Raw genomic sequence first — 26,271 nt, forward strand, 5'->3', positions numbered from 1 at the left:
GTGCATTTATAACACTCAAGGTAAACGTTTACCAAAACTTTTTCGCAACACATTGGCATTCAGATCACAAAACATTGAATTTATTGAATATATAATCAGGTAATCGATTTCTTAAAAATAGGAAAACTCGCTATTTTCAGTCTCAATAAATGACAAAGCTTGCTCGCTGTTGTTTCAGATCAAGATCCAAAAAAGAGACAAGAATTAGCATAGAGCTCGTTTTGTTGACAATGGAACTGCCCTGAACATGAATTATCCGCCGAGCACAGCCGTAACATCTTTATCATCAGATCAGACCGTGGCGCAGGTACTACAAAAAAACCTGATTTGTTGTTCCGCCGACACCAGCGTGCAGCAAGCAGCGCAGTTAATGCAGCAACACAACATCAGCTGCATCCTGATTAAACAAGAACAGAATATCCTGGGGATCTGGACTGAATCTGACTGCAAAAAGTTGGATTTGGCGGATCACGCAGTGTTGCAGCAAGCAGTGTCGGCCGTGATGAGTAGCCCGGTGCTTTCCGTCGCCGATCATTTTAGTGCCGTTGATGCAGCAGCACTCATGAAAAAACAAGGGATCAGGCGTTTGCTGGTAACAGACAAGTCGCAAAAGGCCATAGGCATAGTGACGCAAACCGACCTTATCCATCAACAACCGCTGGAGCATTATTTAATGCTGCGCGATATCAGCTCCATTCTGGTAGAACTGCCTTTATTGCTTCAGGCCGAACTTAGCGTCGCTCACTCTGCTGCGTTGATGCAGCAAACCCAACGTGACGCCGCCATAGTTAAGTTTGAAAACACAGAGTCTGGCCTTGCAGAATACGGCATAGTGACTGAACGGGATCTGGTGCACTTTGTAGCCACAAACCGTACCCTTTGCACTCTGGCTGAAGTTGCAACCCGGCCTTTATTGACGCTGCCGCTGCATAGCAGTTTATTGCAGGCGGTGCGCTTACTACGCGAACATGGTTTTCGGCATCTTGGCGTAACGGACTCCTTGGGTAAACCTATAGGATTGTTATCCCACAATCACATACTGCTGAATATGGAACATTTGTACATCAACGAGCTAAAAGCTGCACTGCAAGCTCGGGATAAGGCGCTGCGGTCGTCGGAAAGCAGTTTGCGGTTAGCCTACAAAGTGATAGAAGCATCGCACGATGCTGTAATGATTACTGATGCATCGGGTTTCATTCAGTCAGTTAATCCCAGCTTTTGTAAGTTGACAGGCTACAGTGTAGAAGAAGCCTTAGGCCAGACCCCCAACCTGTTAAGTTCAGGACAGCATGACGAGAACTTTTATCAGCAAATGTGGCAACGACTGCAGCAGCAAGGCTACTGGCAAGGTGAAATCTGGAATAAACGTAAAAATGGCGAAATTTACCCTGAATGGCTGTCCATCAGCGCTGTGCGCGGTGAAAATGGCATTGTTAATCAATATGCTGCCATTTTTTCTGATATTACAGAACGTAAAAAGCGTGAGAAAAAAATTCACGAACTGGCTTATTTTGATGAACTGACCGGCCTTGCCAACCGCCGTTTATTTCAGGACAGGCTGGAGCAGGCACTGGCGAATGCCAAACGCCACGATCACCAGTTGGCGGTGCTGTTTCTCGATTTAGATTTGTTTAAGCGCATCAATGATACTTTAGGTCATCAGGCCGGTGATGAAGCCTTACGTCAGGTTGCCCGACGGCTGCAAAAAGCCAGCAGAGCAGGCGAATCTGTCGCCCGCTTAGGCGGCGATGAATTTACCATGCTGGTCCCTGAGTGCGACGGCATTGAAGAAATCGAAAAGCTGGCACAACGTATAGTGGCTCAATTTGAGCTGCCCTTTCAAATTCAGCATAACGAACTGGTCCTCACCACCAGCGTAGGCATCAGTATTTACCCACAACATGGCGGCACGATCAGTGAACTGCTGAAATTTGCAGATGCAGCTATGTACCAGGCAAAAGAGTCTGGCCGCAACAAATACAGCCTTTACACCAACAGTGTTGGTCAACGTAATGACGAGGCGTTGCAACTTGAGCAGGCATTACGTAAGGCATTGTCGCAGCAACAATTAGAAGTGTATTACCAACCCAAAGTTGCGCTGCAGACAGGTCAGTTACATAGCCTTGAGGCGCTGGCACGCTGGCAGGACAAAGAGCTGGGGCAAGTGCCACCACAACGTTTTATTGCCATGGCTGAAACCTTAGGACTGATCCAGCAATTAGGCCAACAGGTGCTGCGGCAAGTTTGTTACCAGTTGCAGTTATGGGGTGAACAGGCAGTTCCTGTGGCAGTGAATATTTCCGTAATGGAACTGGCAGATCCTGGTTTTTTAACACAGCTAACCCAGATCTTAACCGAGACAGCAATTAACCCACAGTTGCTGGAGCTGGAAATTACCGAAAGCTGTCTGCTGCCCGATCGTGAAACCCAAACCCGGCAAGTGTTGCAACAGCTGAGACAATTAGGCATACGTCTGGCGATTGACGACTTTGGCACAGGCTATTCATCTCTGTCTTATTTACGGCATTTACCGATCAATAGCCTGAAAATAGATCGTAGCTTTATTAAATCCTTACCAGAGAATACCAGCGATCGCCAAATCACCAGTGCTATTATTGCGATGGCCAATGCCATGGGGCTGGATGTCATTGCTGAGGGGGTGGAAACACAGGCCCAGCAAGAGTTTTTGCTGACCGCTGGCTGTAAGTTTGGTCAGGGATATTGGTTTGGTAAAGCTGAAAACGCAGCCAGTACCTTATTGTTGCTACAGAAGCATTCTCTGAGCCACTGATCGCTCTGTTTTTGTATAAATCTGCTCATAAGCTGATTTATGTTATGTTATGGTGCAGCCTATCCTAAAACAGTATTGGAATGGATACCATGCAAGAAATTGAAAAAATTGAGCATCGGCTCAGAGAAATTAATCGCCTTAAATTAAAACTGACCTTTGGCAATGTTCCACCTTTTTATCATGCGGTAGCCACCTCCTTAGGTATGGCGGAGGGCATGCTTAAATATGGTTTTGAAAACTCCCTGGATATTCTGACCGACCAACGAAACTGGAACTTAAAATATCTTGGCGGCAGCGAAGATGCTGCAGGACAAATTATTTGCCCGAACAAGCCTCGTTTATCCGTGTATAAAGTATTTACCCCTCATGGTTTTGAAATTCATTGCCTGCCCTGGAAATCTGGGCGGGAGTTTGATTTTGAGCTGGCCAATCATCCGCAGATGGACTTTAAGTTCTGGCGCCCTAACTCGATGAAAACCGTATTCCGTCTGGCCGGTTTGCATACTTTTATCAAGATGTATTTTGAACATGGTGACGAAGCCGACTTACAGCTGATTCGCTGCGCGCACAATATAGCGGAGGAATTTGTCGAACGTTTAGTGCCACAGTTTAATACGCAAAAAGTATTTGGCGTAACTGTCCAGAATTTTTTCGATTTTGCAGAGATGAAATTTAAAGCCGGAGAAGAGATCTATTTACCTAAGGTATATGCCTTACAAGAATAGAACCTAAGGTGACCTACTGGTCCTCACTGCAGGAGTATCTGCTGTTCGCTGGACCATGCAACAAAGCCATAAATCGCCGTACTTTAAGCTGAGCTCCCTAACTGATGGGCCATAAAAAAGGCAGCTGCGATGCAGTTGCCTTTTTTTGTGTTGTGACCGGTGAAATCAGATTAAATCTATTAACTCCGGTAACTGTAATTAGAAATTACAGAACAACGATTTTCTCAGCCTGTGGGCCTTTTTGACCTTGTGTTACAGTGAACTGTACACGTTGGCCTTCTTGCAGAGTTTTGAAACCCGTGCTAGAAATTTCGCTGAAGTGAGCGAAAACGTCTGGACCTGAAGCCTGTTCGATGAAACCGAAACCTTTAGTTTCGTTGAACCATTTTACTGTGCCGGTAGTTGTATTAGACATGGTATTTACCTGTATTTAATAAAATTAATTGTGCCTGGTTTCAGGCGATGGTGCTGTAAGAGATGTTTTAACTTATGAATACAGGACGTACTAAAACAACAGTAACATTCGTTGTGGTGCATAAATAATGAACAGACTAACAAAGCAAGGCCAGTGTATAGGTTTTCAGAGCAGTGTCAAAGCTTATTTCACTACGTTATTAAAATAAGCAGTTTTATTCCCAAATAGCCTCCAGATGAGAACTAGACTGCATCTTGAAAATCAGGTGCGCAAATAACCTTCAACATCAGCTACAAACTGCTGAATGACTTCAGATTTGGCTGGCTTTCTATAGTAATTAATCTTGTCACTGATTGCCTGATCTTCGACATAATTCATAATATTGGATGTCAGTAAACCTATGAAACATTGTTTATCACGACTGCGGATCCAACGGGCCAATTCCAGCCCATTACGCCCCGGTAGATTGTAGTCCAGCGAATACGCATCAAAGTGGTGCAGTTCTATCAATGCCATAGCTTCTTCGGCACTGCCTGCCGTCGAACAACTCCAGTCCGGTCTGAACGACTGCACATAGCCTCTGGTCAACATTAAGCACACCTGACTATCATCTACTATCAAGATTTTAAAAGGCATAAGTCTGTTTCAACCTCTTCCATGTTACACAAACAGTAAAACTCCATGGTCTTTTACTGTAGCTATAACTTTTCCATTACTCCAGTTATGCAACAAGATGATGTCTTTTGAGAAAGCATGGGCAGGCTCGGTTCAGGGGCCGGAGCTAAAGAGCTTAGAGCCCGTGAAGCAAAGCCTGTAACTGTCGAAACTCCGGGCGACTACTGACCTTCTGTTGTATACATAACTGCACTACAGCTGTAAATATTTGTTCAAATTCTTCGGACTCTCTGGCTGACAGCAAACTTTGCATATCCAGTAACCAATAACCAAAAGCACGAACTTCCAGCGCACAAAACAGCTGCTGTTGTTTTTGTGGCAGGGCATGTAACGCAGTAGCAGCGCCAAAGTCGCCCAGATACAGCTGTTGCTCTTCATTCACCAGCATATTGTGCGCATACAAGTCGCCATGTGTGATCTGCTGCTGATGCAAATGCGCCATCACGCTCACCACCTGCTCAGCCAGCTGTTTCAGCTGCAACAGCGTCAGGTTTTGGCCTTGCGTAAACGTATCGCGGGTGCAGGTATCAAAAGAAGGCGGTTGCCCTAACACAGAAAATGACGCTGGTACCAGATCCATCACTAAGCCAGGTAAATCGCAGTCCTTTAATTTTGCTTTGACGGCTATTAAATTCGGATGCTGACCTGCATTCAGGTAGTTATTCATCTCATCTTTTGGACAACCATCACTGGTGATCCAGCCTTTAAATTGCTTTAACGCCACCAGCTCTGGCTCTTGCGCAAAACGCGCCTGATAAATCACACCGGATGCGCCTTCACCTAGTTTTTCGAACAACTGATAATCCGACAAACTATGAGCAGTAATAGCCACAGCCTCAGGCACAGGACAAGCAGGGTTTGCCCCCAGCGCCAGCCAGGCTAATTTGGGCAATTCAAATAACCAGTCAGGAAAAGACTCAAACTGATTCAGCGATAAGCGTAATAAGCCCAGCTCTCGGCATTGCTGCATCGAATCCGGTAACGAAGCCAATTGATTACCGGCCATCGCCACTTTACGCAGTTTTTTGTAGCGTCCAAAGTCATTAGGTAATGCTGTCAGCTGATTGTCTGTCAGGATCAGCCACTCCAATTGTTCAGGTAAGCAAGCTTCGGCAAAGTCTGTCAGCTTATTGCCTTTAAAACTAACCATCACCAGCGCAGGACAAAGGCTTAACACTGCAGGAATATGGCTGAACTTGTTAGAGGTTAAAAACAAACGTTTCAGCTTTTTAAAACGGTGCAAATCAGCAGGTAAATCCGTGAGCTGATTGCCGGATAAATCCAGAATTTCCAGGCTATCGGCAAAACGGTATAACCCGGCTGGAAATTCGTTCAAGCCCGCAGAAAGATTAATACGGCTTAATGGCGCTGTGGTCTGTGCTAAAGTTTCAAGGTTAAACATCTTATTCCAACCCGCTGAAAAAGCCGGATTGTACAGTGCAGAACCCAATTCGGCAAAACAGACTCAGTCTCCCTTGAGATCTGTCCAGACTAAACCAATATCAATTTAAGCTTTTACAAATCAGGCACAACAGGAGAGCTTTATGAGCAACACTTATACCCCACCAAAAGTCTGGACATGGGACAGTCAAAACGGCGGCGCCTTTGCCAATATAAACAGGCCTGTCTCTGGTGCAACCCATGACAAAACTTTGCCTGTTGGCGAACATGATTTACAGCTTTATTCAATGGCAACGCCAAACGGTGTCAAAGTAACAATGCTGCTGGAAGAGCTACTGGAAGCTGGCCATCAGGCTGCTGATTACGACGCCTGGCTGATCAACATTCGTGATGGCGACCAGTTTGGCAGTGGTTTTGTTGCCGTCAACCCAAACAGTAAAATTCCGGCTTTGTTTGATCGCAGTACAGGGATCCGGCTCTTTGAGTCAGGGTCAATTTTGTTGTATCTGGCAGAAAAATTTGGCGCTTTTTTGCCAAAAGATCTGGCCAAACGCACTGAAGTAATGAATTGGTTGTTCTGGCAAATGGGCAGCGCCCCTTTTGTTGGTGGTGGCTTTGGTCATTTTTACGCCTATGCGCCGGAAAAATACGAATACCCCATCAACAGATATGCGATGGAAACAAAACGTCAGCTGGATGTGCTGGATCGACAACTGGCGAAACATCCATTTGTCGCAGGCGATGAGTACAGCATTGCCGATATGGCGATTTGGTCCTGGTATGGCGCTTTGGTGTTGGGCCGGGCCTACAATGCAGCCGAATTTCTGGATGTACAAAGTTACCAACATCTGCAACGCTGGGCCAAACAAATTGATGCACGCCCTGCAGTACAAAGGGCTGTGAAGGTGAATCGCAACTGGGGTGAAGCCCACGAGCAGCTGCCAGAGCGCCATAGCGCTGCAGATTTTGACAGCATTCCTAAAGCCTAAATGCCTGAAGCTTAATCAGTCCGGTTGGCAAAAGGCAGGCTGTCTTGTGCCTCCTGCTGATACTGCACTATAGCCCGTTGCTCCTGCAGGCAGTAACGGGCTATAGCTTCATTGATAGCCTTGTGCTGAGCTTTTTCAGTAAAGTGATAAAAGCCACGTCGAAGTACTGGTGCAAAACCACGTTGCAGTTTATGTTCGCCCTGAGCTCCGGCATCAAAAAACTGCAGTCCCTGTGTGATGCAATACTCTATGCCGCTGTAATAACAGCATTCAAAATGCAGGAAATTAAAATCTTCTGCACAGCCCCAATAACGGCCATACAAGCTAGTCTCTGACTGGAAACACAAAGAAGCGGCCAGCATTTTTTCATCGGAAAAAGCAGCAAAGACCACCATTTGCTTTGCCATAGTCTGGCCCCACAACCTGAAGGTGTCCGCTGTTAAATAGCCATTGTGACGGGAACGTTTTTGGTAGGTGTCGCAATAAAAGCCATAAAACTGCTGCCAGAACTGCGGCGTTAAATCGGCGCCTGTTAAGGTTTTAAGCACAATGCCCTGCTCTGTCACTGCAGCTCTTTCCTTCCGGATTTGTTTACGTTTGCGCGCTGTCAGTATCGCCAGAAACTCCTCAAAATGCTGAAAGCTCTGATTGGCCCATAAAAACTGCACATCAAAACGTTCAATAAAACCAGCGTCACGAAAAACCTGCTGATCACCAGGTTCGGCATACAGGCATTGCAGATGGCTTAAAGGCAGTACCTGATTGAGCTGACTGACCCCCAGCTGTAACCATTGCAGCAATTGCGCTTTATCGACACCAGCGGCCAGCCCCAAACGTGGCCCTTCAGCAGGGGTAAAAGGAATAGCCAGCAATAACTTAGGGTAATAGTCCAAACCGTAGTTTTGATAAGCTTCGGCAAAAGACCAGTCGAACAAGTATTCGCCATAGGAATGCAATTTGAGATAAGCAGGCACAGCGGCGATCAGTTGATCGTCTTGCCAGACCACAAAGTGCCGCACCAGCCAGCCGGTGTGCCGGCCTAAACTGCTGCCAACACTAGCACCTAATTCCAGCGCCTGTAAAAACTCATGGCGGGTAAAAGGGTAATCTACCGGGAATAAAGCATTCCAGTCCGCTGCTTTGACTTTACTGATGGAATCAAGCCACTGCAGCTGCATATCAGGACCTTAACAATGCAATGCGGCCAGTTTTGACCACTTGTTTATAAATACGAGGCTCCGGGGAGAGCACATACAAATCTCCATTGAGGCCTGTCAGTTGGATTGGCACCAGACTTTGTCGAGCCACATCGGCATTGGCCTCAATATGAGCGGCTTCGCCATGCACTGGCACAGCGATTTGAGGTTTGACCCAGCTGTACAATAATTCCAGCTCACCGCGGCACGGATGCCCTGAAACGTGAATAGGTAAGTCAGTGTTATGGCTTTGTAAGGTTTGAATGTCACGTTGCTGAAATTGCTGCACCAGCTTTTCAATAAAAGCTTCATTGCCCGGAATGATAATGGAGCTGAAGATGACTAAATCACCGCCTTCGAGCGACAACTCGCGCTGCATATCAGCGGCTAACCGGCTTAAAGTTGCTTTAGGTTCACCCTGACTGCCGGTCGCGACCACTAAGACTTCTTCTTTGGGTAAATAACCTAAATCATTGGCGTCTATCAGATGAATATCGTCAGGCCAGTGCCCTGTAGCACGAGCAGCACCCACCATATTTTGTAAAGAGCGGCCCAAAAGCGCCATATATCGGCCGGTTTTATTCGCCACCCGGCCAAGCGCTATTAGACGCCCGACATTGCTGCTAAAACCACTGACTACCACACGGCCCTTTGCCTCGCTTATCACCTGCAACAAGGCTTGATAACAGTCGTGTTCTGATACAGAAAAACCTTCACGCAATGCATTGGTGGAGTCACAGACCATAGCTGTGACATTTTCCTGAGCTAAACGCTGAAACACACGAGGTTTAAAGGCTTTCCCTGTCATAGGTGTTGCATCTATTTTCCAGTCGGCTGTATGAAACACCGAACCTGCGTCAGTGCGTATCATCAGGCAATGAGGCTCAGGGATGGAATGGGTAATAGAGAGAAACTGCACCGCAAAAGGGCCTATATGTTTGGTGTCACCGGTTTTGACTTCAATGATAGGTACTTTATCTAAAAGCCCAACTTCGGCAAGCTTACGACGCAAAATTTCAGCCGTAAAAGCAGTGGCATACACAGGGCATTTAAAACGGGGCCACAGTGCGGGCAAAGCACCTATATGATCTTCATGGGCATGAGTAATAACAATACCGGCCAGATATTCAGGTTGTTTGGCAATAAAAGCCGGATCGGCCGCCACCACGTCAGCCTTAGTCAGGTCATCAGGCTGCAGTGGGCTGTTAAAAGTCACACCACAATCCACCATCAGCCAGTAACCGGCATGACCATATAAATTCAGGTTCATGCCAATTTCGCCTGTGCCACCTAAAGGTAAAAACCACAAATCAGCGCGGCCCGGTATTAAATCCACAATCACAACTTCCTGCGCTTTTCACAACCATTATTCACAATACGGCTAGTGTAAGCTGATTGGCCCAGTCAGCCTAGTAATAAAGCAGCCTGGCGATAAAGGTAGCCTAACAATAAAGATCGCATAGATGCTTAATGCACAGGTCCGGCGCTTTGATCAATTTGCTGTTGCAGCGATTTGGCAAAACCCAACAAAAACAGCAGCTCCGCCATCACAAACAAAGGCCCTATCAATAAACCCACCAAATCATCGACAAAAGCCGGTTTTTTGCCTTCGAAATAATGCCCGATAAACTGCAAAACCCAACCCAACACAAATACAGCAACAGAACTACCTAACCAGGCAGCGGTGCTGTTAAGTGCGACCAATTGCAACGCCAGCGCATAACAGCTAGCGCTAAAGCCCAACATCACCAGCCCCATAATGAAACTTAAACGGAAATAAAACAGCAAAGAGCCAACCAGCAGCAGATGAGTGGCTGTAATACCCGCTGCTATCTCAAACGATAATAAGCTAAACAACGCAATAACAATCAGCGGGATACCGGCAAAATGGGTGTAAATATTGCGCTGGTCTCTGTGGTAATGAGCGTACTGAATTAAATGTTCTGATAAGGTTTTCATAGGATTCTCCTTAGTGAAAACAACACTCTAAGGCAGAAGTTAATCTAAGCTCTGTCGGATAACTGACAATCAGGCCACTTTAATTCAATGGCATTTCTGCAGCTTGTTTTAACAGCTTCGGATCCAGTACTTCAATTTCGCCATAACTGGTTCGGATCACTCCATTTGCTACCAGTTGCTGAAGTAACTGATTAATAGTCTGGCGTGATAACGACAATAATTGCCCTAGCTGCTCTTGCTGCACAGGGATCAGGTAACGCTCATCTTGCTGATGCAAACGACATAACATTAATAAACGTCTGGCCAAACGCACTGAAGCGGGTAACAAACTCATATCTTCCAGCGCTTGAAACACCAAACGCATTTTTTCAGTCAATAACTGGCCAAAGCGTTGCCACCAAAGCGGGTCTTGCTGCACTAATTGCTGCAAAGCTGAATTGTTCAACTGCAGCAACTGACAAGCCACACTGGCGGTAGCGTCATGAGTGCGGGCTTTGCGGTCAAATAAGGCTATTTCACCTATCCAGTCACCGGCTTCCACTATGGTCAGCAAAGCTTCGCGGCCTGAACTGTGCACACCAGCTATCAGCAAAGCACCGGATAACAACACATAGATACCATCAAACTCATCACCGCGATTGAATAAACGTTGCCCTGCCCCCAGTTGCACAAGTCTGGCATGAGTTAACAACTGCTGCTGTTGGCTGGCTGACAAAGCCGCAAACCAGTGGCTGTGCTCCCGAAGCTGTAATGCAAAATGGTCGGACATAACTAAACCTGAGCTTATCAAGCTGAATAATTCAAACTGTGCACAAGGTAGGAGATCCGGATAAAATCAGCAAGCACAGCAGCTCAGCATTCAATCCAAAACAGGAAAACAGATGAACAGAAGACAATTTTTAATAGCAGGTGCAGGTATTACTGTGGCTGCAGCTGCAGGATTGGAACTGGGTAGCAGAGGTTTTGAAGCCCATTGGGATGCCTTAATAGAGCAACTGCAATGGCTGCAGAATAAAGAACTGACCAGTAGCGGCAGCTGGAATCCAAGCCAGGTATTTCAGCATCTGGCGCAAAGCGTTCAGGGCTCATTTCAGGGTTACCCTGAACATAAAGCAGCCTGGTTTACCCACAGTATTGGGCCTGTTGCTCTTAAAGCCTTTAAAACCGCCGGCGCTATGCATCATCCGCTGGATGAAGTGATCCCAGGCATGCCGCAGCTTGACGCAACCATACCAACACAACAGGCCTTGCAGTCCTTGTTACAGGCCTTAGAGCAATTTACACAAAGCACCACTCTTACCCCACATTTTGCCTACGGAGTGCTGAATCATCAGGACTATCAGGCCGCTCATGTCATGCATATCCGGCAGCATTTACAGCACATTCACAGTGCTTAGTACCTTGTATTTATAAAGGACTGACACTGAGCGCTTCAAAAGCCGGGATCTGCCAGCAGGTGGCATCAGGCGCAATAGCAGTGTTCAAAGTCATATGTTGCATCACCACCTGATCCACTATTGCTGTCGCCTTAGCCGCCATCTGATCAAAGTTATCTATGCCGTTATTAGCAAAACCTTTACGGGTGCGGTGAATATTAAATTTGTCAGAGAAGCTGCGGCCAAAAGCCTGTTCCACTCCAGATTTTCCCAGCATAAAACCATAGAGACCACCCCAGGTTGCAGCCGGATTATCTGAATCCCACCCCGCCAATACAGCTATTTTTATTGTCTCCTGCATATCGCCTTCGCCATAAAACAAGCTGACCAAACTGGCAGCAAAGTTAATACCAGCAGCAAAACAGCCATTGCAATACAACTTTTTGCCGGTAATTTCATAACCGTCTTTTGCCTCTACCTGATAACGCTGATACAGCTTGTCTCTGGCCTCTTCCCAAGGCATTCCGGACTGATACAAAGACCAGACATAATCAAACATCTTGGCCGGATACTGGTTTGATGGCAGCTCAGCGCGAGCCTGATGAGCAATTCGCAGCAATTGCGGTTGAATAACTTTGGCAGGATCCACTGCAGCTGAGAGCGCATGCATCACGACATAAAAATTAGCGATATCCGCAGCCTCAGCATAAGCCGTAGTACGTATAGGTAAATAGGCCAGTTTGGACGCTATATCAGGACGAAACGGCGCCAGAATACCAAAAAGCTCAGTGGTCAGTTGGGCATCAATCATATCGTAGTGCGGGTTATTCGCGGGCATACCAGTATAGGGCGGCAGAATATTTTGCTGCATTAAATCAAAAGCTTGCTGATTCGACACCCATAAGAAGTTTTCTGGTTTGCCTTCTGCGGTTTTAAATGGTGTTTCTGAATCTTTGTAAATATGAGCCAGCCAACCATCGCGTATTTGTTCTGCGCTGAGCTGTGGTTGTTTGCTGTCGTGCATCAGTTTCAGATAAATGTATTCAATATCGCTGTCATCATCCGAACCCCAGACTTCATCTTTATCTGCCACTACCCAATCAATAGTGTCAGATAAATTACTTGGAATACCCTGGCCCCAGATACTGGGCTGATCTTTTTTTTGCCAGTCCTTGCGGCTATAAAACTGTCCTGCTGGTCCCTCGCCACCAATTTTATCCATTTCTGTGACCAACCCGGTCCAGTTGGCAATACTCAGCCCCAGCCAAAAACCATGCACTTTGTCGGCGTATAGCTTTTTATCCAGTTTGTGGTGCTCCTCAGCTGCAACCTGACATGAAGCAGCTTGTTGTTGCGCCACCGCGTCAGAAAGCATTCCGACAGCAAACAACAGGCCTGCTATAAAACCTCTGGATCTCATATTTCCACCCAATGAAAGCACTTACAAAGCACTGTTATCCAACGCCAGCTCAATAGTGTCAAGCAACAGCAAAGCACCGGGCCTTCATGCGCAAAAATCACTCACCTGTTGAATAAAAAAAAATCAACCACACCAATATTGCATAATTATGATTTAAAGCCTTCTACTGTTTGTTACAACAACAACCGACAAGGCCAGACAAATAAAGGGATGTAGCAAAAGTTAAACAAAAACAATCGAATGAATTTAATTTGTTAATTGTTGAATTAAAATTCACCAGACGATTTGTGGGCCTATTGTTTTATGATTTCCTCTATGCTTTCATCAGATGAACCGCCAAAAAATCACGACCAACAGAGGTAATTTCCATGAATTTCCAGCCCAGCCTGTTATCGCTGGCCATTGCTTCAGTGTTAGCTGTACCCGCAGGTACAGTGCTCGCAGAAGACCTGGCAGCCCAGGAACAACAAATTGAGGTGATTAATGTCACCGCAACCCGCCGCAGCGGAACAGTGCAGGAAGCACCTCTGAATATCACAGCTCTGGACAATGACGTGATAGCGCAGCAAAACATTAGCGAGCTGGCCGATATAGCGCGTTGGGTGCCAGGTTTAACCATTACAGATCAAGGTGGCCGTGAAGCCTCACCTATCATAGTACGAGGTTTAAATACCAACTCGTCAGGTCCAGGCTCTGACGGTGGCACAGTGTCCACCTACATTGGTGAATTGCCAGCAGCAGTGGATCTGAAACTGGTGGATGTTGAACGGGTTGAAGTACTGATAGGCCCGCAAGGCACTTTATATGGTGCAGGCACTTTAGGCGGCGCCATTCGTTATATTCTGAATAAACCAGAAACTGACGTGACCAGCGGCAGTATCTTCGGTGATTTATCCTCTACAGCTGAAAGTGATAGTTTGGGTAAACAAGGTGGTTTTATTTTTAACCTGCCCCTGATCAGTGACACTTTGGCTTTACGTGCGTCGCTAAATTATCTGAACGACCCGGGTTATATAGATTACAACTACCTGGTGCGTGAACCTGGCGTGTCGCTGACCGACCCTGACTGGAGTGACAGCGCTGAAGTTGCCGACAATATCTCTCGTAAAGCCGATGCCAATGGTGAAAAAACCACTACAGGCCGTATTGCTCTGCGCTGGACTCCAAACGACTGGTTAGACAGCACGTTAAACTACTACTTCCAAAATGAAGAAATTGAAGGCCGTGGTATTACCCATTACGACGCTTTGGGTGCAGCTAACCCGCTGCAGCCTTTGGTTGGAAAATACGAATCGGCTTACCGTTATGAAGAGCCAAATGATATCGACAACTCGCTATTGAGTCTGGAAGTCAGCGTTGATTTAGAATTTGCCGAACTGGTTTCTGCCACAGGTTTAGCTAAAACAGAAGAGCAGGGCCAGCGTGACCAGACCGACTTATTAATGCGTCTGGATTATGGTTATGAAGAGTTTCCGGCTTTTTCCGCTTTTACCCGCGAAGATGAAGAAGAAGAAATCTTTACTCAGGAGCTGCGTTTAGTTTCGACTGGCGACAGCGACCTGAGCTGGATAGTTGGTGCTTTTTACAATAAATCCGAATTTGAAGGCTATAGCAGAGAATACACTCCGGGCTTTGACCAATATGCGTTGACCGAATGGGAGGCTGGTGGAAATCCCCGTCCTGACGCTTTGGAATATATATCTGTCGATGATACCGAAGTCACAGAAAAAGCCATTTTTGGTGAATTGGGTTATCAGTTGACTGAGCAACTGGCTTTTACTCTAGGTGCACGTTTTTACGACTACAAAGTGGACTCTAAATCAGCTTACGACACTCCGCTGTATAACACAGTGTTTGGCGGTGCCGCATCGGATGCGATTACATTAGATTTTACAGATTCTTCAGTTATGGCTGAGGATAGTGGTAACTTGTTGAAGTTTAATACGAATTATAAATTCACCTCTGATGTGATGGCTTACTTTACAGTGAGTGAAGGCTTCCGCATTGGTGGCACCAATGGCGTGGCGCTGTGTGAGGATCCATTACCGACGGATTCGCCTCAACTCTGTGCTCTTCCCAATGAGCGCTTGTTCACGCCAGACACCACCACTAACTATGAGTTAGGTTTTAAAACCAGTTGGTTTAAAAACAAACTGCACTTTAACGCCGCGGTATTTAATGTCGATTGGAAAGATGCGCAGATCTCAAGTACTACTGTAAATGGTCAGATCCCTATTATTGCGAATGCTGCATCAGCCAACTCCAAAGGTGTAGAAATATCAGCTCGGGCCATTTTACCTAATGGCGTCAGCACCTATGCCACTTATGCCTATACCAGAGCTAAGTTAACCAGCGATGCGCCTTTCCTGTTTGCAGTAGTGGACGATCAGGGCACTGAATTACAGGACTTTTACGATGGTAAAGATGGTGATCGCTTGCCAGGTTCACCTGAGCATCAATTCTCTTTAGGTGTGAACTATCAGACCGAAGTGTTAGATGGTAAACAGTTGGATCTGACCTATGGTTTAACCTACCAAAGTGACGTGATTTCCAAAGTAGGTTTACGCGCAGATGGTGAAGCATTACCTGCTTACGCCTTAAGTAATGTGGCTGCCAAACTGGCTGAAGAGAGCTGGTCTGTTACCTTCTATGTCGACAACCTGTTTGATAAATATGCCTTTACTTCGGTTCGCCGTGATAAAGGGGATATAGGTCTGGCTACCTATCCGGAAATGAATGTGAACGACCCAGCCTTACAGCGCAATTACGGTCATTACATTCTGACCCCTATGACTGTTGGTATGAAGTTTAACTATCAATTCGAAATTTAAACTTTGCCAGGTTAGTACTGTTGTTTACAAGGGCACTGACAGTGCCCTTATTTTTATTCAGGATTTTATGACTTCAACGCTCCCGACCGCTTTGTCCAAACAACACCAGCAGGCCTTGCAGCTTATCCAACAAAGGCGCTTTAAAGAGGCGCATGCCTGTCTTGTTCAGTTGCTCGAACATCAGCCGGACCACGCAGACAGCTATTTTTTATTGGGTGTAATTAACCTTGACTATGGTCAGGTGCAAAAGTCCATCCGGTTAATGGAAAAGGCGGTTAGCCTGCATGCAAAAGATGAATATCTGGCGCATCTGGCCAAAGGCTACAGCCTGATAGGCGACTTAAATAAAGCCAAAGCCATAGCAGAGTCTTTACCTGCAGACCAGATCCAACAGGCTTTAACTTTAGATACCTTGGGGGTGGCCTTAAGCCGGGTTGGTTTACACCAACTGGCCTTAAGTTACTTTCAACGGGCGACACAGCTTCAAACCAACAAAGCCCCCTATTTTTACAACCTTGGCGTATCCCTGAAATTTACCGGCGATTTTGCAGCCGCCAAAGCAGCTTTTGAGCAGGCATTGCAATTGGAACCTGCTTTTTATCAGGCGCACTATGCGATGAGTGATCTGGCCATGACCACGGATCCTCAAGCCAGGATCAACCAACTTTCAGAAGTAAAAAGCAGTGTCCGATCCGCCGATGCAATGCTGCATATAGGCCATGCGCTGGCCAAAGAATACGAAGCCATCCACAACTACCCAGCCGCTATGGCCGAACTGCATCAGGCGAAACAAGTGAAATCTCAAAGCCTGAACTATCAACCTGAAGATGACCGGGCTTTGTTTGATGCTGCGGTACAACATGCCAGCAAACCAGTGCATAAGGCTGCTGGCTGTCAAAGCCGTGAACCCATCTTTATTCTGGGTATGCCGCGTTCAGGCACCACCTTAGTGGAACGAATTTTAACCAGCCATAGCGAGGTGTTATCCGCAGGCGAGTTGCAGGACTTTGGTTTAGCGGTAAAAGAGCTGACTGCAACAAGCAGCGAGAAAGTACTGGATCCGGCAACCTTAAATGCAGCTTATGCTTTGGATTTTAATGCCTTAGGGGAACGTTATCTGCAGCGCAGCAGAGTGGTTACCGGCAGCAAAGCCCATTTTATCGACAAATTACCCTTTAACTTTTTTTATATAGACCTGATACGCCGCGCTTTACCGAATGCCAAAATCATCTGCATGATGCGTCATCCGGTGGACACTTGCCTTGGTAACTACAGAGCGCTGTTTTCCCTTGGCAGTCCTTATTACCGTTATGCCTTTCAGCTCAAACACATCGCAGCTTTTTATGCCAGTTTTCACCGACTGGCTATGTTCTGGCAACAGCAAAAGCTGGCCAATTTCCGGCTGCAAAGTTATGAAGATCTGGTGCAGGATCCTAAACAACAGATCACTGAATTACTTGAGTTTTGTGGTTTGAGCTGGCAAGAAGCCTGTCTGCACAGCGAACAGAATCAGGCCCCTGTATCGACTGCATCTAAAGTACAGGTGCGCCAGCCTATCAATACCAATTCAGTTGGCCGCTGGCAAAAATACCAGCCCTTACTTGACCCTTTGCTGCAGCAACTCAGGGCTGAAGGGTTGGAGTGCTGAGGTATTGTTAACGGGTCAATTCAGCCAACAGATAAAAATAAGCTTCTTGTTTGTTGTCGCTTTGAAAGGAATAAGAACTGCCATAACGCCACCAGCTTTCTGCTGACATACTGTTGTAAATCATTGTGAAACTATGAGGCTCATACTGATAACCGCGGATCTCACAGATACTGGTTTTGCAGGACACAGAACTTAGTTTCACTTTGGCTGTGTTCTCGTGTGCAGCAAAGTAGTCGCGGACTTTTTGTTCCACATCATAGGCCCATTCGCTATCTATTTCTTCAGCCTGATGCAGCTTCAGGTAATCAATGGCCTGTCCCTGCTGCTTTGCCATCAGGCTGGCAAAAGGCTCAGGCAAAAAAGACTGAGCCTGCTGCAGACTGATAGTGGTTGGTACTCCTTTCTCGCCAGACCCCGCAAATTCCGGCTGATACGCCTGCTCTAAGCGAAGTGCCGCATCCTCCAGCCTTTGGTTACTGGTTACCAGCTGTTGCTCTAACATCTGCACTTTGTTTTGCAGTAAGGTCAACTGGTGCGGACTGGCTGTTGCTTGAGCTGTGACCTGAGCCGCAGCTGGCACAGTGTCTGGCTGTTGCGGCTGTTCAATACCGCTTTGCTGCTGTGGCTCAGTGGCCTTGTTAGCGCTCTGAAGGCCAAAAGTGCTGAGTTGAACTCCAAGCACTAACCCCACCGCAAAAACCAAGACAACAAGCAGCACTGTGGTTAGTTTCATTTTGACTCCGTTCAAAATTTTTTTACCGCCTCAGACTAGCAGTAAGGCAGCTCAGAGGCCAGTGCCGCTTTGCTGGCGACGTTTCAGACCTCAAAGTAACTTGCCCCCGACCTGCCAGAGCTATGCTAGAGTTAAATCAACGGCTTAATCATTTTTAATTATAGCTATTCTGAAAAGTGGCCTGGACATTGGGGGAATATATGGCTTTTAGTTTAGCTGCAACAACCTTAAGCAATACCTCAATCAAAGAACAAAGCCCAGCCGAACAAAGTCTGCGGGATATCATCCAGTTGGCCAGCTACATTTGTGACGCTCCAGTGGCCATGGTTACACAGGCGGATGATTCAGAGCTGAATTTAATCGTTAAGCTTGGGTTTGAAGGAAATTCTGTTCTGCGTAAAGAGTCATTTTGTGGCCACGCCATGGAAGTACCTGATGCAGTGATGGTGATACCTGACACCACCTTAGACAGCAGGTTCAGAACTCACCCTATGGTGACTCAAGGTCCGGAATACAGATTCTATGCCGGCTCACCTTTGGTTGATCCCGAAGGCTATGTCATAGGTACTATTTGCGTATTCGATTATCAGCCTAAGCAATTGAACCAGAGACAAATTGATTCTTTGCAGGCACTTTCCAGACAAGTTATCGCCATGCTGGAACTAAAAAAACTCAGCGAACAATTACACCAGACCAGCATGACTGATGCGTTGACCGGGGTAAATAACAGGAGAGCTTTTGATCAACGATTTGAAGCTGAATTTGCCCGCTGGCAAAGAACAGGTCAGCCTTTTACGCTGGCACTGATAGACGTTGATCATTTTAAAAGCTTTAACGACAGTTTTGGCCATGCTGCAGGCGATCAGGCCCTTGCCGAAGTCGCTAAACTGTTCGCACGCCACTGCAGAAATTATGATTTTTTTGCCCGTTATGGCGGCGAAGAATTTGTGTTGCTTTTACCCGGCACTGACAGAGTTGCTGCTTACAAAACTCTGGAGAAATTGCGACTGGCGCAGTGGCCAATCATGAATGGCCACTGCGCCAGCTCACTGTCAGTATAGGTTTGGCCAGCGCTGAAAAATTCAGTGATAAAAAACAATTGATCGAAGCGGCAGATCAGGTGCTTTACAAAGCTAAAGCTCAGGGCCGTAATCAAACAGGAGTATTCTCAGATAGCTAAGTTTCTGTCTAGTCCCTTAATCAATGACTCCACAGATAACAGCGTCAACACTAGCATCGGGGTTCTCACTTGCCGTTTTGCTGTTATTACCGGAAGCTGTTCAGATATAGATTTAGCCGCTACTTCGGCCTTATTAAACCAAGGAGTAAAGGTTTTGCCATTTCGCGCAAAAAAGCAAGCTTGCCCCCTGTTGTCTCATTATGGCGAGCATTGGATCTGATGCCAGGGCGATGTAACCCAAGCCACTTTAGCCCCTATGTAGTTGCACTTTTTATGTCGTTACTAATGTCCGGAGTGATGTCGTGGTATATCACAGCGCTGAACCTGAGTTGGCAGTGATGCAGCAGGCAGGCTTTAGCAGTAAGTTCAACTTTAACAAAGAGTTCTTAAGAGTGGTCGGGGTATCACCTTCGACTTTCCGACAAGAGGCAGGACTTTAATCCTGCTCCCACATCTCATCGTCAGCAGCCCAAAGCTTTAACAGCTCTGCCTGTCGTGCTAACTGGGCAGCCTGCTGAGCTAAGTCACCCGTTAATACCGGACTGCCAGTCCAGGCTGTGCCTTTTGCCGCAGCTGCAGCTAATGCGGCCCATTTTTTGGCAAAAGCAGCTAAAGCTTCACGAGGTTCAGCAGCATCTTCTGCGCTTAAATAATCAAAAGCCACAGGTTGCGGCTGAGCACCAGTGCTATCACCGGCTAAAATCCAGTGCCCAACGAAACCCGGATCGGCTGGGTCTTCCACTGCCCATAAACCTACATAAGGAGCGGCATACCATTCAGGCCAGTCACAAATCACACCATGCGGAATGTTCTGCTCTTTGACATAAGCTTCAATAGCGGCAAACTGTGCGTCACACCAGGCCCAGTCTTCTGCTTCATCCAAATCCATACACTAAGGCCCTTGTTGGCTGAAAAGCGCTATTTTCACTAAGTTAATCCAAGGCAGCAAGCTTTGATTTCAAGTACACTCTGCGCCTTGTTTCCCCCAGGACAGCCAAGATGACAGTGATAGATACTTTTGTTGCCCCGCCCTGTCATCAGTCTATTGAAACTCTGTATCAGGACGAGCATATTCTGCTGATCAATAAACCCAGCGGTTTATTAAGTTTATCCGGTAAAAACCCGCTGAATCTGGATTCAGTGCACTATCGTTTAGCCCAAATTTATCCGCTTATCAGCTTAATACACCGACTCGACTTTGGCACTTCAGGCATTATGCTGCTGGCCCTAGACAAAACCACTAACGCCTTGTTAAGCCAACAGTTTCAGTCCCGCACTGTGATCAAGCGCTACCAAAGCATAGTGGCTGGCCATATAAAACAAGATAGCGGCATCATCGAAGCACCTATCAGCAAAGACAAAGCCTTGTTTCCACGCTTAAAAGTTTGTTTTGAACAAGGCCAAAAAGCCCTTAGCCATTTTCAGGTATTGGAACGCCTGACCAAGCCGGACCGCACCAGGCTGCTATTTACGCCAACCACAGGCCGCACTCATCAACTACGGATCCATAGCCAGTTTATCGGCCATCCTATGCTGGGCTGTGATTTATATGGCACTAACGAAACACAAGCTATGGCACCACGACTGTTGCTGCATGCAGCAGAACTGGAGTTTGAGCATCCAGTCACAGGGCAACGCCTCAGTATTCATAGCCCTTGTCCTTTTTAGCGCTGTAATCCCTGTCACATTTCTGTCTTATTCACTGTGCTACTCTCAGCAGCATTTCATGGGCTATCTAGCACCCCTGATACCGCGGACAAGCTGTCACTGGAGTTCATCATGTCGAAACATTTTTCCGAAGTCGTCGCAAGCGCTTTATCAAGGCGTGATTTTTTAAAAGCAGGCAGCGCTTTAGCCTTAAGCTCGGGTTTACCTGCATTTGCTTCGGCACAAAACCAGACACAGGCGGTGCAATCGAGCTTAACTTTCAGCGAACAAAGTCATCACATGACACCAACACTGGAAGTACCACCAGGTTATCAGGCCCAGGTTCTGCTGAAATGGGGCGAACCTTTGTTTGCCAATGGCCCGGCTTTTGATCCAGCAACACAAACAGCGGAAAAACAGCAGCAACAATTTGGTTTTAATAACGACTTTATTGGCTTTTTGTCTTTACCTTTGGGCAGCAAAAATTCGGATCATGGCCTGTTGGTGGTCAATCATGAGTACACAGTGCCGGAAATCATGTGGCCAGGCTCTCCTGCAGCTACAGCGTTGAACAAAGCCCAAACGGACACCGACATAGCCGCGCATGGCCTGTCCGTGGTGGAAATTCAGCTTACGAATGGCCAGTGGCAGCAGAAAAAAGACTCCAGCTACACCAGACGTATTACCCCGCTGACGCCAATGACGCTGAATGGCCCGGCTGCAGGCAGTGACAGGTTAAAAACTGCCATTTCAGCAGATGGAGTACATACCCTTGGTACTTACGGCAATTGTGCCGGAGGTGTCACGCCCTGGGGCACAGTACTGACAGGCGAAGAAAATATTGATGCTATGTTTGCCGGCGATTTTAGTCAGAGCAAAGAACAGGCCAGCCTGAAGCGCTTTGGCATGGCGAAAAAAGCGCAAAAAAGTTGGGCTACACATTATGCACGTTGGGATTTAACCAAAGAGCCCAACGAAAGTTTTCATATGGGTTGGATAGTGGAAATAGACCCCTACGACCCCACTTCAGTGCCGAAAAAGCGTACAGCCCTTGGCCGCTTTAAACATGAAGGTGCCAATGTTTATATCAACCAGGATGGCCGTGTCGTGGCTTATATGGGCGATGACCAAAAGTTTGAATACCTGTACAAATTTGTCTCAGCAAACCGCTATCAGCCAGACAACAGAGCAGCCAATCTGGATTTACTCGACCAGGGTACTTTGTATTGCGCCCGCTTTGCTGCCGACGGCACAGTCGACTGGTTGCCGCTGGTGTTTGGTCAGGGCCCACTGACCGCAGCCCATGGTTTTCACAGTCAGGCCGATGTGGTCATCGATGTGCGCAAAGCCGCTGATTTATTGGGTGCTACCCCTATGGACAGGCCTGAGGATGTGGAAGTGAATCCGGCTAATGGCGCTGTGTATGTGATGCTGACCAAAAATGCCGACCGCAGCAAAAAGCAACGCAACCCGGCCAATCCACGCGCTGAAAACAAAGCAGGTCAGATTGTTGAACTGGTGCCACCAAAAGGCGATCACAGCTTGTCCAGTTTTGCCTGGGATATGTTTTTACTGGCAGGCCGGCGTGACGATCCCAGCACCAGCTACCATCCGGCTACAGCGGCAAACAGCTGGCTGGCTTGTCCTGATAACTGCGCTTTTGATAGTAAAGGCAGGTTATGGGTCACCTCTGATGGTGCCGAAGATTTTGGTATAGCCGAAGGCATTTGGGCCTGTGATGTCAGCGGCGCGTCGCGCGCTTTAATGAAACGTTTTTTAAGGGCCCCTCTTGGTTCTGAAATTTGTGGTCCATTTTTTAGCCCGGACGATAAACACTTGTTCTGCTCGGTACAGCATCCGGCTGAAGGCAGCAGTTTTGAAGCGCCATCCACCCGCTGGCCAGACTTCGATACCAGTCTGCCACCACGCCCTGCTGTGGTGGTGATCAATCGAAAAGATGGCGAGGTGGTTGGACGTTAATTCAGTTTCCAGCCTTCACTTTCTTGTCGCCTTTTAGACCCTTGCAATCTGTTGTTTAAGTGTCCCGGTCTGCTGACCGGGAACTTAGCACTGCAGCTCCTGTTGTCGTTTTTCCGCAACCATTAACAAAAAACTGAAGTCCGCTACCATATTTTATAAAAACCTGATGCTGCAGTGCACTGCTAGTCTGACAGTTCAACCCGGCGTTTAAGGCTTTGTCTCTGAAGCTATTTTGCAGTTTTACTCACCAAAAAACCTGAGCTTCACAACCCGCTTTGGTGAGGCCTGGTGATGAAGTCTTTGCTGAACCGTTAAAACTGGAGACCTGAATGCGACTACACAAAGGATTAGCGTTGCGGCTTGCACTTATGGCTTTGCCTTTGACCTGGCTGACAGCATGCAGCGAGCCTGCCACTACAACAGCCTCAGAGGTTGCTGTAAAACAACTGGGCAGTTTTCAACCTACTGAACACGGCGTGCTGATCCAACTGCCACAGCAGCACACGCAATTGCTGCGGCTGGAGGTGATGAGCGAGCGTATTATCCGGGTGACAGCTCTGCCCCATAACCAATTGTCTGCAGTAGGCAAAAGCTTAGTGGTCACAGCCCAACCCCAGGGCCAATTTACAGTTGAGCAACAAGGAGAGCAGCTACTGCTGAAAACCAACCAACTGACGGCCGTGGCATCTTTGCTGGATGGTGCTGTGCATTTTATCGATAAAAAGGGCCAGATCACTTTAGCTGAAACCAAACGTGAATTTGGCCCTGTGACGCAAGACCCGGTGCAAGCGGCTGCCGACTCCTATGCACTGCAGCAACAATGGAACAAAAACACAGATGAAGGCTTTTTTGGTCTGGGCCAACACCAGAATGGTCAGGTGAACTACGCGGGCGAACATGTTGAACTCACCACTCATAACCTGGTAATTTCGATACCGCTGGTGGTCTCGACCCGCAACTACGGCGTGCTTTGGGACAACGCTTCTATTACCCAGTTTGGTGATGCCAAAGGGGCTCAGCCATTTTTTGATCACTTTCAGCTGTTTGACGCCAACGGAAATCCGGGTGGGCTGACGGCAGAGTATTATGATGGCGACAAGCTGATCTTCAGTCGCATCGAACAAGGCCCCAATTACCAGTATTTGGCCAACAACAATGTGCGCGAATTCCCTTTCCCGAAAGAGCTGGGTGAGCTGAAACAACCTCGTGTGATCTGGAAAGGCGCTATTCGCACAGATCAGGCTGGCATGCATAAGTTCAGACTGTACAACAGTGGCTATGCCAAACTCAGTATTGGCGGCAAGCTATTGCTCGATCGCTGGCGGATGAACTGGAACCCCTGGTACCACACGACTCAAGCCGAATTTAGCCCAGGTGTAGCGCAAAACATTGAACTGGAATGGGATTCGCAAGGCGGTTATATCTTTCTAGAACACAACAAGCCGCAGCCAAAAGAGGATCAGTATTCACTGAGCTTTGCCTCTGAAAGCGGCAAAGCCATTGATTACTACTACATTGCCGGTGACAAAGCCGACGACATTATCAGCGGTTACCGCAGCTTAACAGGCAAAGCTGTGTTATTGCCGAAATGGGTGTATGGCTTTTGGCAAAGCCGCGAGCGCTACACCAATCAGCAGCAGTTGCTGGATGTGGTCAAAGAATACCGCAAACGCAAAATTCCTCTAGATAACATAGTGCTGGATTGGTCCTACTGGCCAGAGGATGCCTGGGGCAGTCATAAATTTGATCCGAAGCATTTTCCTGATCCGAAAAAAATGGTCGATGAAGTGCACGCCCTCAACGCCAATATCATGATTTCGGTCTGGCCAAAATTTTATGCCAGCACAGACCACTACAAAGAGCTGGACGCCAAAGGCTATATGCTGAGTAACAACGTGGAAAAAGAGAAGAACCTGGACTGGATAGGCCAGGGTTACCTGAACGGTTTCTACGACCCCTACCCTGAAGAGTCACAACAAATCTTCTGGCGTCAGATCGCAGAGAATTTAAATGTATTAGGTATAGATGCCTGGTGGCTGGATGCGTCAGAACCCGATATGCATTCCAACTTAAGCATCAAAAAACGCAAAGAAAATATGACGCCGCTGTCCATTGGCTCAGGCACTGAATACTTTAACTCGTACGGCCTGGCCAATGCCGAAGGGGTGTATGTAGGCGAGCGCCAGACTGACCCGGATAAACGCGCTTTTATCTTAACCCGCTCAGGTTTTGCCGGACAACAACGCGCCGGTGCCGCCATCTGGAGTGGCGACACAGTGCCACGCTGGTCCAATTTAAAAGAACAAATAGCCGCAGGCATAGGCGTAGGTTTAGCAGGTATGCCGAACTGGACCTTTGATATCGGAGGCTTTACGCCTGAAGATAAATACCGCTGGAAAAAAGACGGCAGCGCTATAGGGCATTTCTCTGGTTTACAGCCAGAAGATCAGGCGCCATGGCAGGAGCTGAACTTACGCTGGTTCCAGTTTGGTGCTTTTGCGCCTATCTTCCGCTCGCACGGCCAAAACCCGTACCGCGAAATTTATAATCTGGCCGATGAAGGCAGCGAGGTGTACAACAGTCTGGTGTATTACACCAAACTGCGTTACCAATTGATGCCTTATATCTATAGCGAAGCAGGTAAAATGTACCTGAACGACAATACCCTGATGCGTGGTTTAGTGATGGATTTTCCAACCGACAAAACCGCCATTCACCTGAACGATCAATACATGTTTGGCCCGGCCTTTTTAGTCAGCCCTGTGCACGAATATCAGGCCAGAAGCCGCGCTCTGTATCTGCCACAGGGTGCCGACTGGTATGATTTTTATAGCGGGGAAAAACTCAGTGGCGGCCAGCATATTCAAGCCGCAGCACCTTTAGACAAAATGCCTTTGTACGTCAAAGCAGGCTCCATAGTGCCAACAGGCGAGGACATTCAGTTTGTTAACGACAAAGCCGATGCCCCCATCACATTGAATATTTACACAGGCGCTGATGGTCACTACAGCCTGTATAACGACGATGGCCGCAGCTACGACTATGAAAAAGGCCACTACAGCACCATAGAACTGCATTACGACGACGCCAAAGGCCAACTGACCCTGGGTAAACGTCAGGGTGAGTATAAAGGGATGCAGAAAAACATCAGCTTTCAGATCCGCTGGATTGGCAGCACCCAAGGCATGGCAAAGTCTCTGACCGACCCAAGCAGCCAGACCGTGGTCTACAATGGTGAAGAGCTGGTGCTCAGTCGCTAACTGTGGCGAACAGCAAGGGTGGAACAGCAAGACTGGAAAAATGTA

The 26,271-nt window shown here is 47.4% G+C and carries 21 protein-coding genes; 11 read left to right on the forward strand and 10 right to left on the reverse strand.

The window, feature by feature from the left end; all coding sequences use genetic code 11:
- The first annotated feature begins 247 nt into the window (after nt 1-247).
- Nucleotides 248-2,791 carry an EAL domain-containing protein gene (locus EK374_RS16960; protein WP_127025730.1) on the forward strand — a complete coding sequence of 848 codons (2,544 nt, stop codon included), beginning with the start codon at nt 248-250 and terminating at the stop codon, nt 2,789-2,791.
- An 89-nt stretch (nt 2,792-2,880) separates the two neighbouring features.
- The gene (locus tag EK374_RS16965; protein WP_206099230.1) at nt 2,881-3,516 is read left to right on the forward strand and encodes a hypothetical protein; all 636 of its coding nucleotides are present in this window, start codon (nt 2,881-2,883) and stop codon (nt 3,514-3,516) included.
- A 205-nt stretch (nt 3,517-3,721) separates the two neighbouring features.
- Here EK374_RS16965 and EK374_RS16970 read toward each other — a convergent pair whose 3' ends face one another.
- From EK374_RS16970 to EK374_RS16980, 3 genes are all read right to left on the reverse strand, one after another.
- A complete protein-coding gene (locus EK374_RS16970; RefSeq protein ID WP_008897616.1) occupies nt 3,722-3,931 on the reverse strand; it encodes a cold-shock protein in 210 nt (69 codons plus the stop codon).
- A 261-nt stretch (nt 3,932-4,192) separates the two neighbouring features.
- Complete coding sequence (locus tag EK374_RS16975) at nt 4,193-4,567, reverse strand: response regulator (RefSeq protein WP_127025732.1); 375 nt, start codon at nt 4,565-4,567, stop codon at nt 4,193-4,195.
- A 154-nt stretch (nt 4,568-4,721) separates the two neighbouring features.
- Nucleotides 4,722-6,008, reverse strand: coding sequence for a leucine-rich repeat-containing protein kinase family protein (locus tag EK374_RS16980; RefSeq protein WP_127025733.1), 1,287 nt, complete (start codon nt 6,006-6,008; stop codon nt 4,722-4,724).
- 142 nt (nt 6,009-6,150) lie between these two features.
- Between EK374_RS16980 and yghU the strand changes: the two genes are divergently transcribed.
- Complete coding sequence (yghU, locus tag EK374_RS16985; protein WP_127025734.1) at nt 6,151-6,996, forward strand: glutathione-dependent disulfide-bond oxidoreductase; 846 nt, start codon at nt 6,151-6,153, stop codon at nt 6,994-6,996.
- A gap of 11 nt (nt 6,997-7,007) precedes the next feature.
- On the opposite strand, the gene EK374_RS16990 is transcribed toward yghU, so the two are convergent.
- The 4 genes from EK374_RS16990 to EK374_RS17005 form a co-directional block, all read right to left on the reverse strand.
- Nucleotides 7,008-8,174: a GNAT family N-acetyltransferase gene (locus EK374_RS16990; RefSeq protein ID WP_127025735.1), complete on the reverse strand. Its 1,167-nt coding sequence runs from the start codon at nt 8,172-8,174 to the stop codon at nt 7,008-7,010.
- 1 nt (nt 8,175) lies between these two features.
- Nucleotides 8,176-9,528, reverse strand: a complete 1,353-nt coding sequence (locus EK374_RS16995) for a ribonuclease J (RefSeq protein ID WP_206099231.1) — start codon at nt 9,526-9,528, stop codon at nt 8,176-8,178.
- Between the two features lie 131 nt (nt 9,529-9,659).
- Nucleotides 9,660-10,151: an Mpo1 family 2-hydroxy fatty acid dioxygenase gene (locus tag EK374_RS17000; RefSeq protein ID WP_127025736.1), complete on the reverse strand. Its 492-nt coding sequence runs from the start codon at nt 10,149-10,151 to the stop codon at nt 9,660-9,662.
- 79 nt (nt 10,152-10,230) lie between these two features.
- Nucleotides 10,231-10,920 carry a Crp/Fnr family transcriptional regulator gene (locus EK374_RS17005; protein ID WP_127025737.1) on the reverse strand — a complete coding sequence of 230 codons (690 nt, stop codon included), beginning with the start codon at nt 10,918-10,920 and terminating at the stop codon, nt 10,231-10,233.
- Between the two features lie 112 nt (nt 10,921-11,032).
- On the opposite strand from EK374_RS17005, the gene EK374_RS17010 reads away from it, so the two are divergent.
- A complete protein-coding gene (locus EK374_RS17010; protein ID WP_127025738.1) occupies nt 11,033-11,548 on the forward strand; it encodes a DUF1569 domain-containing protein in 516 nt (171 codons plus the stop codon).
- Between the two features lie 10 nt (nt 11,549-11,558).
- On the opposite strand, the gene EK374_RS17015 is transcribed toward EK374_RS17010, so the two are convergent.
- Nucleotides 11,559-12,947 (reverse strand): ADP-ribosylglycohydrolase family protein, encoded by a 1,389-nt coding sequence (locus EK374_RS17015; protein ID WP_127025739.1) that lies wholly within the window; start codon nt 12,945-12,947, stop codon nt 11,559-11,561.
- Between the two features lie 368 nt (nt 12,948-13,315).
- On the opposite strand from EK374_RS17015, the gene EK374_RS17020 reads away from it, so the two are divergent.
- Nucleotides 13,316-15,778, forward strand: coding sequence for a TonB-dependent receptor (locus EK374_RS17020; protein ID WP_127025740.1), 2,463 nt, complete (start codon nt 13,316-13,318; stop codon nt 15,776-15,778).
- Nucleotides 15,779-15,845: 67 nt separating this feature from the next.
- Entirely contained in the window at nt 15,846-17,426 is a 1,581-nt protein-coding gene (locus EK374_RS17025) for a tetratricopeptide repeat-containing sulfotransferase family protein (RefSeq protein WP_127025741.1), read from the forward strand.
- Nucleotides 17,427-17,433: 7 nt separating this feature from the next.
- Here EK374_RS17025 and EK374_RS17030 read toward each other — a convergent pair whose 3' ends face one another.
- Entirely contained in the window at nt 17,434-18,159 is a 726-nt protein-coding gene (locus tag EK374_RS17030) for a hypothetical protein (RefSeq protein WP_127025742.1), read from the reverse strand.
- Nucleotides 18,160-18,359: 200 nt separating this feature from the next.
- On the opposite strand from EK374_RS17030, the gene EK374_RS17035 reads away from it, so the two are divergent.
- Together EK374_RS17035 and EK374_RS21020 are read left to right on the forward strand one after the other, a co-directional pair.
- On the forward strand, nt 18,360-19,220 hold the full coding sequence (locus tag EK374_RS17035; protein ID WP_267898318.1) for a sensor domain-containing diguanylate cyclase: 861 nt from the start codon (nt 18,360-18,362) through the stop codon (nt 19,218-19,220).
- Nucleotides 19,175-19,339 (forward strand): diguanylate cyclase domain-containing protein, encoded by a 165-nt coding sequence (locus tag EK374_RS21020; RefSeq protein ID WP_267898319.1) that lies wholly within the window; start codon nt 19,175-19,177, stop codon nt 19,337-19,339. The genes EK374_RS17035 and EK374_RS21020 overlap by 46 nt, the downstream gene beginning before the upstream one ends.
- 436 nt (nt 19,340-19,775) lie before the next feature.
- On the opposite strand, the gene EK374_RS17040 is transcribed toward EK374_RS21020, so the two are convergent.
- The gene (locus tag EK374_RS17040) at nt 19,776-20,228 is read right to left on the reverse strand and encodes a DUF4826 family protein (RefSeq protein WP_127025743.1); all 453 of its coding nucleotides are present in this window, start codon (nt 20,226-20,228) and stop codon (nt 19,776-19,778) included.
- Nucleotides 20,229-20,338: 110 nt separating this feature from the next.
- Between EK374_RS17040 and EK374_RS17045 the strand changes: the two genes are divergently transcribed.
- The 3 genes from EK374_RS17045 (at nt 20,339) to EK374_RS17055 (ending at nt 26,226) form a co-directional block, all read left to right on the forward strand.
- On the forward strand, nt 20,339-21,007 hold the full coding sequence (locus tag EK374_RS17045) for an RluA family pseudouridine synthase (RefSeq protein ID WP_127025744.1): 669 nt from the start codon (nt 20,339-20,341) through the stop codon (nt 21,005-21,007).
- Nucleotides 21,008-21,118: 111 nt separating this feature from the next.
- On the forward strand, nt 21,119-22,966 hold the full coding sequence (locus EK374_RS17050) for a PhoX family protein (protein WP_127025745.1): 1,848 nt from the start codon (nt 21,119-21,121) through the stop codon (nt 22,964-22,966).
- A 329-nt stretch (nt 22,967-23,295) separates the two neighbouring features.
- Nucleotides 23,296-26,226 carry a glycoside hydrolase family 31 protein gene (locus EK374_RS17055; RefSeq protein ID WP_127025746.1) on the forward strand — a complete coding sequence of 977 codons (2,931 nt, stop codon included), beginning with the start codon at nt 23,296-23,298 and terminating at the stop codon, nt 26,224-26,226.
- Nucleotides 26,227-26,271 lie beyond the last annotated feature (45 nt).

The sequence above is a fragment of the Rheinheimera mangrovi genome (assembly GCF_003990335.1).
Taxonomy (GTDB): domain Bacteria; phylum Pseudomonadota; class Gammaproteobacteria; order Enterobacterales; family Alteromonadaceae; genus Pararheinheimera; species Pararheinheimera mangrovi.

What these genes read in the sequence shown, in the direction of transcription:
- EK374_RS16960 (WP_127025730.1), top strand. Translation starts at nt 248, where the DNA reads ATGAATTATCCGCCGAGCACAGCCGTAACATCTTTATCATCAGATCAG.
- EK374_RS16965 (WP_206099230.1), top strand. Translation starts at nt 2,881, where the DNA reads ATGCAAGAAATTGAAAAAATTGAGCATCGGCTCAGAGAAATTAATCGC.
- EK374_RS16970 (WP_008897616.1), bottom strand. Translation starts at nt 3,931, where the DNA reads ATGTCTAATACAACTACCGGCACAGTAAAATGGTTCAACGAAACTAAA.
- EK374_RS16975 (WP_127025732.1), bottom strand. Translation starts at nt 4,567, where the DNA reads ATGCCTTTTAAAATCTTGATAGTAGATGATAGTCAGGTGTGCTTAATG.
- EK374_RS16980 (WP_127025733.1), bottom strand. Translation starts at nt 6,008, where the DNA reads ATGTTTAACCTTGAAACTTTAGCACAGACCACAGCGCCATTAAGCCGT.
- yghU (WP_127025734.1), top strand. Translation starts at nt 6,151, where the DNA reads ATGAGCAACACTTATACCCCACCAAAAGTCTGGACATGGGACAGTCAA.
- EK374_RS16990 (WP_127025735.1), bottom strand. Translation starts at nt 8,174, where the DNA reads ATGCAGCTGCAGTGGCTTGATTCCATCAGTAAAGTCAAAGCAGCGGAC.
- EK374_RS17000 (WP_127025736.1), bottom strand. Translation starts at nt 10,151, where the DNA reads ATGAAAACCTTATCAGAACATTTAATTCAGTACGCTCATTACCACAGA.
- EK374_RS17005 (WP_127025737.1), bottom strand. Translation starts at nt 10,920, where the DNA reads ATGTCCGACCATTTTGCATTACAGCTTCGGGAGCACAGCCACTGGTTT.
- EK374_RS17010 (WP_127025738.1), top strand. Translation starts at nt 11,033, where the DNA reads ATGAACAGAAGACAATTTTTAATAGCAGGTGCAGGTATTACTGTGGCT.
- EK374_RS17015 (WP_127025739.1), bottom strand. Translation starts at nt 12,947, where the DNA reads ATGAGATCCAGAGGTTTTATAGCAGGCCTGTTGTTTGCTGTCGGAATG.
- EK374_RS17020 (WP_127025740.1), top strand. Translation starts at nt 13,316, where the DNA reads ATGAATTTCCAGCCCAGCCTGTTATCGCTGGCCATTGCTTCAGTGTTA.
- EK374_RS17025 (WP_127025741.1), top strand. Translation starts at nt 15,846, where the DNA reads ATGACTTCAACGCTCCCGACCGCTTTGTCCAAACAACACCAGCAGGCC.
- EK374_RS17030 (WP_127025742.1), bottom strand. Translation starts at nt 18,159, where the DNA reads ATGAAACTAACCACAGTGCTGCTTGTTGTCTTGGTTTTTGCGGTGGGG.
- EK374_RS17035 (WP_267898318.1), top strand. Translation starts at nt 18,360, where the DNA reads ATGGCTTTTAGTTTAGCTGCAACAACCTTAAGCAATACCTCAATCAAA.
- EK374_RS17040 (WP_127025743.1), bottom strand. Translation starts at nt 20,228, where the DNA reads ATGGATTTGGATGAAGCAGAAGACTGGGCCTGGTGTGACGCACAGTTT.
- EK374_RS17045 (WP_127025744.1), top strand. Translation starts at nt 20,339, where the DNA reads ATGACAGTGATAGATACTTTTGTTGCCCCGCCCTGTCATCAGTCTATT.
- EK374_RS17050 (WP_127025745.1), top strand. Translation starts at nt 21,119, where the DNA reads ATGTCGAAACATTTTTCCGAAGTCGTCGCAAGCGCTTTATCAAGGCGT.
- EK374_RS17055 (WP_127025746.1), top strand. Translation starts at nt 23,296, where the DNA reads ATGCGACTACACAAAGGATTAGCGTTGCGGCTTGCACTTATGGCTTTG.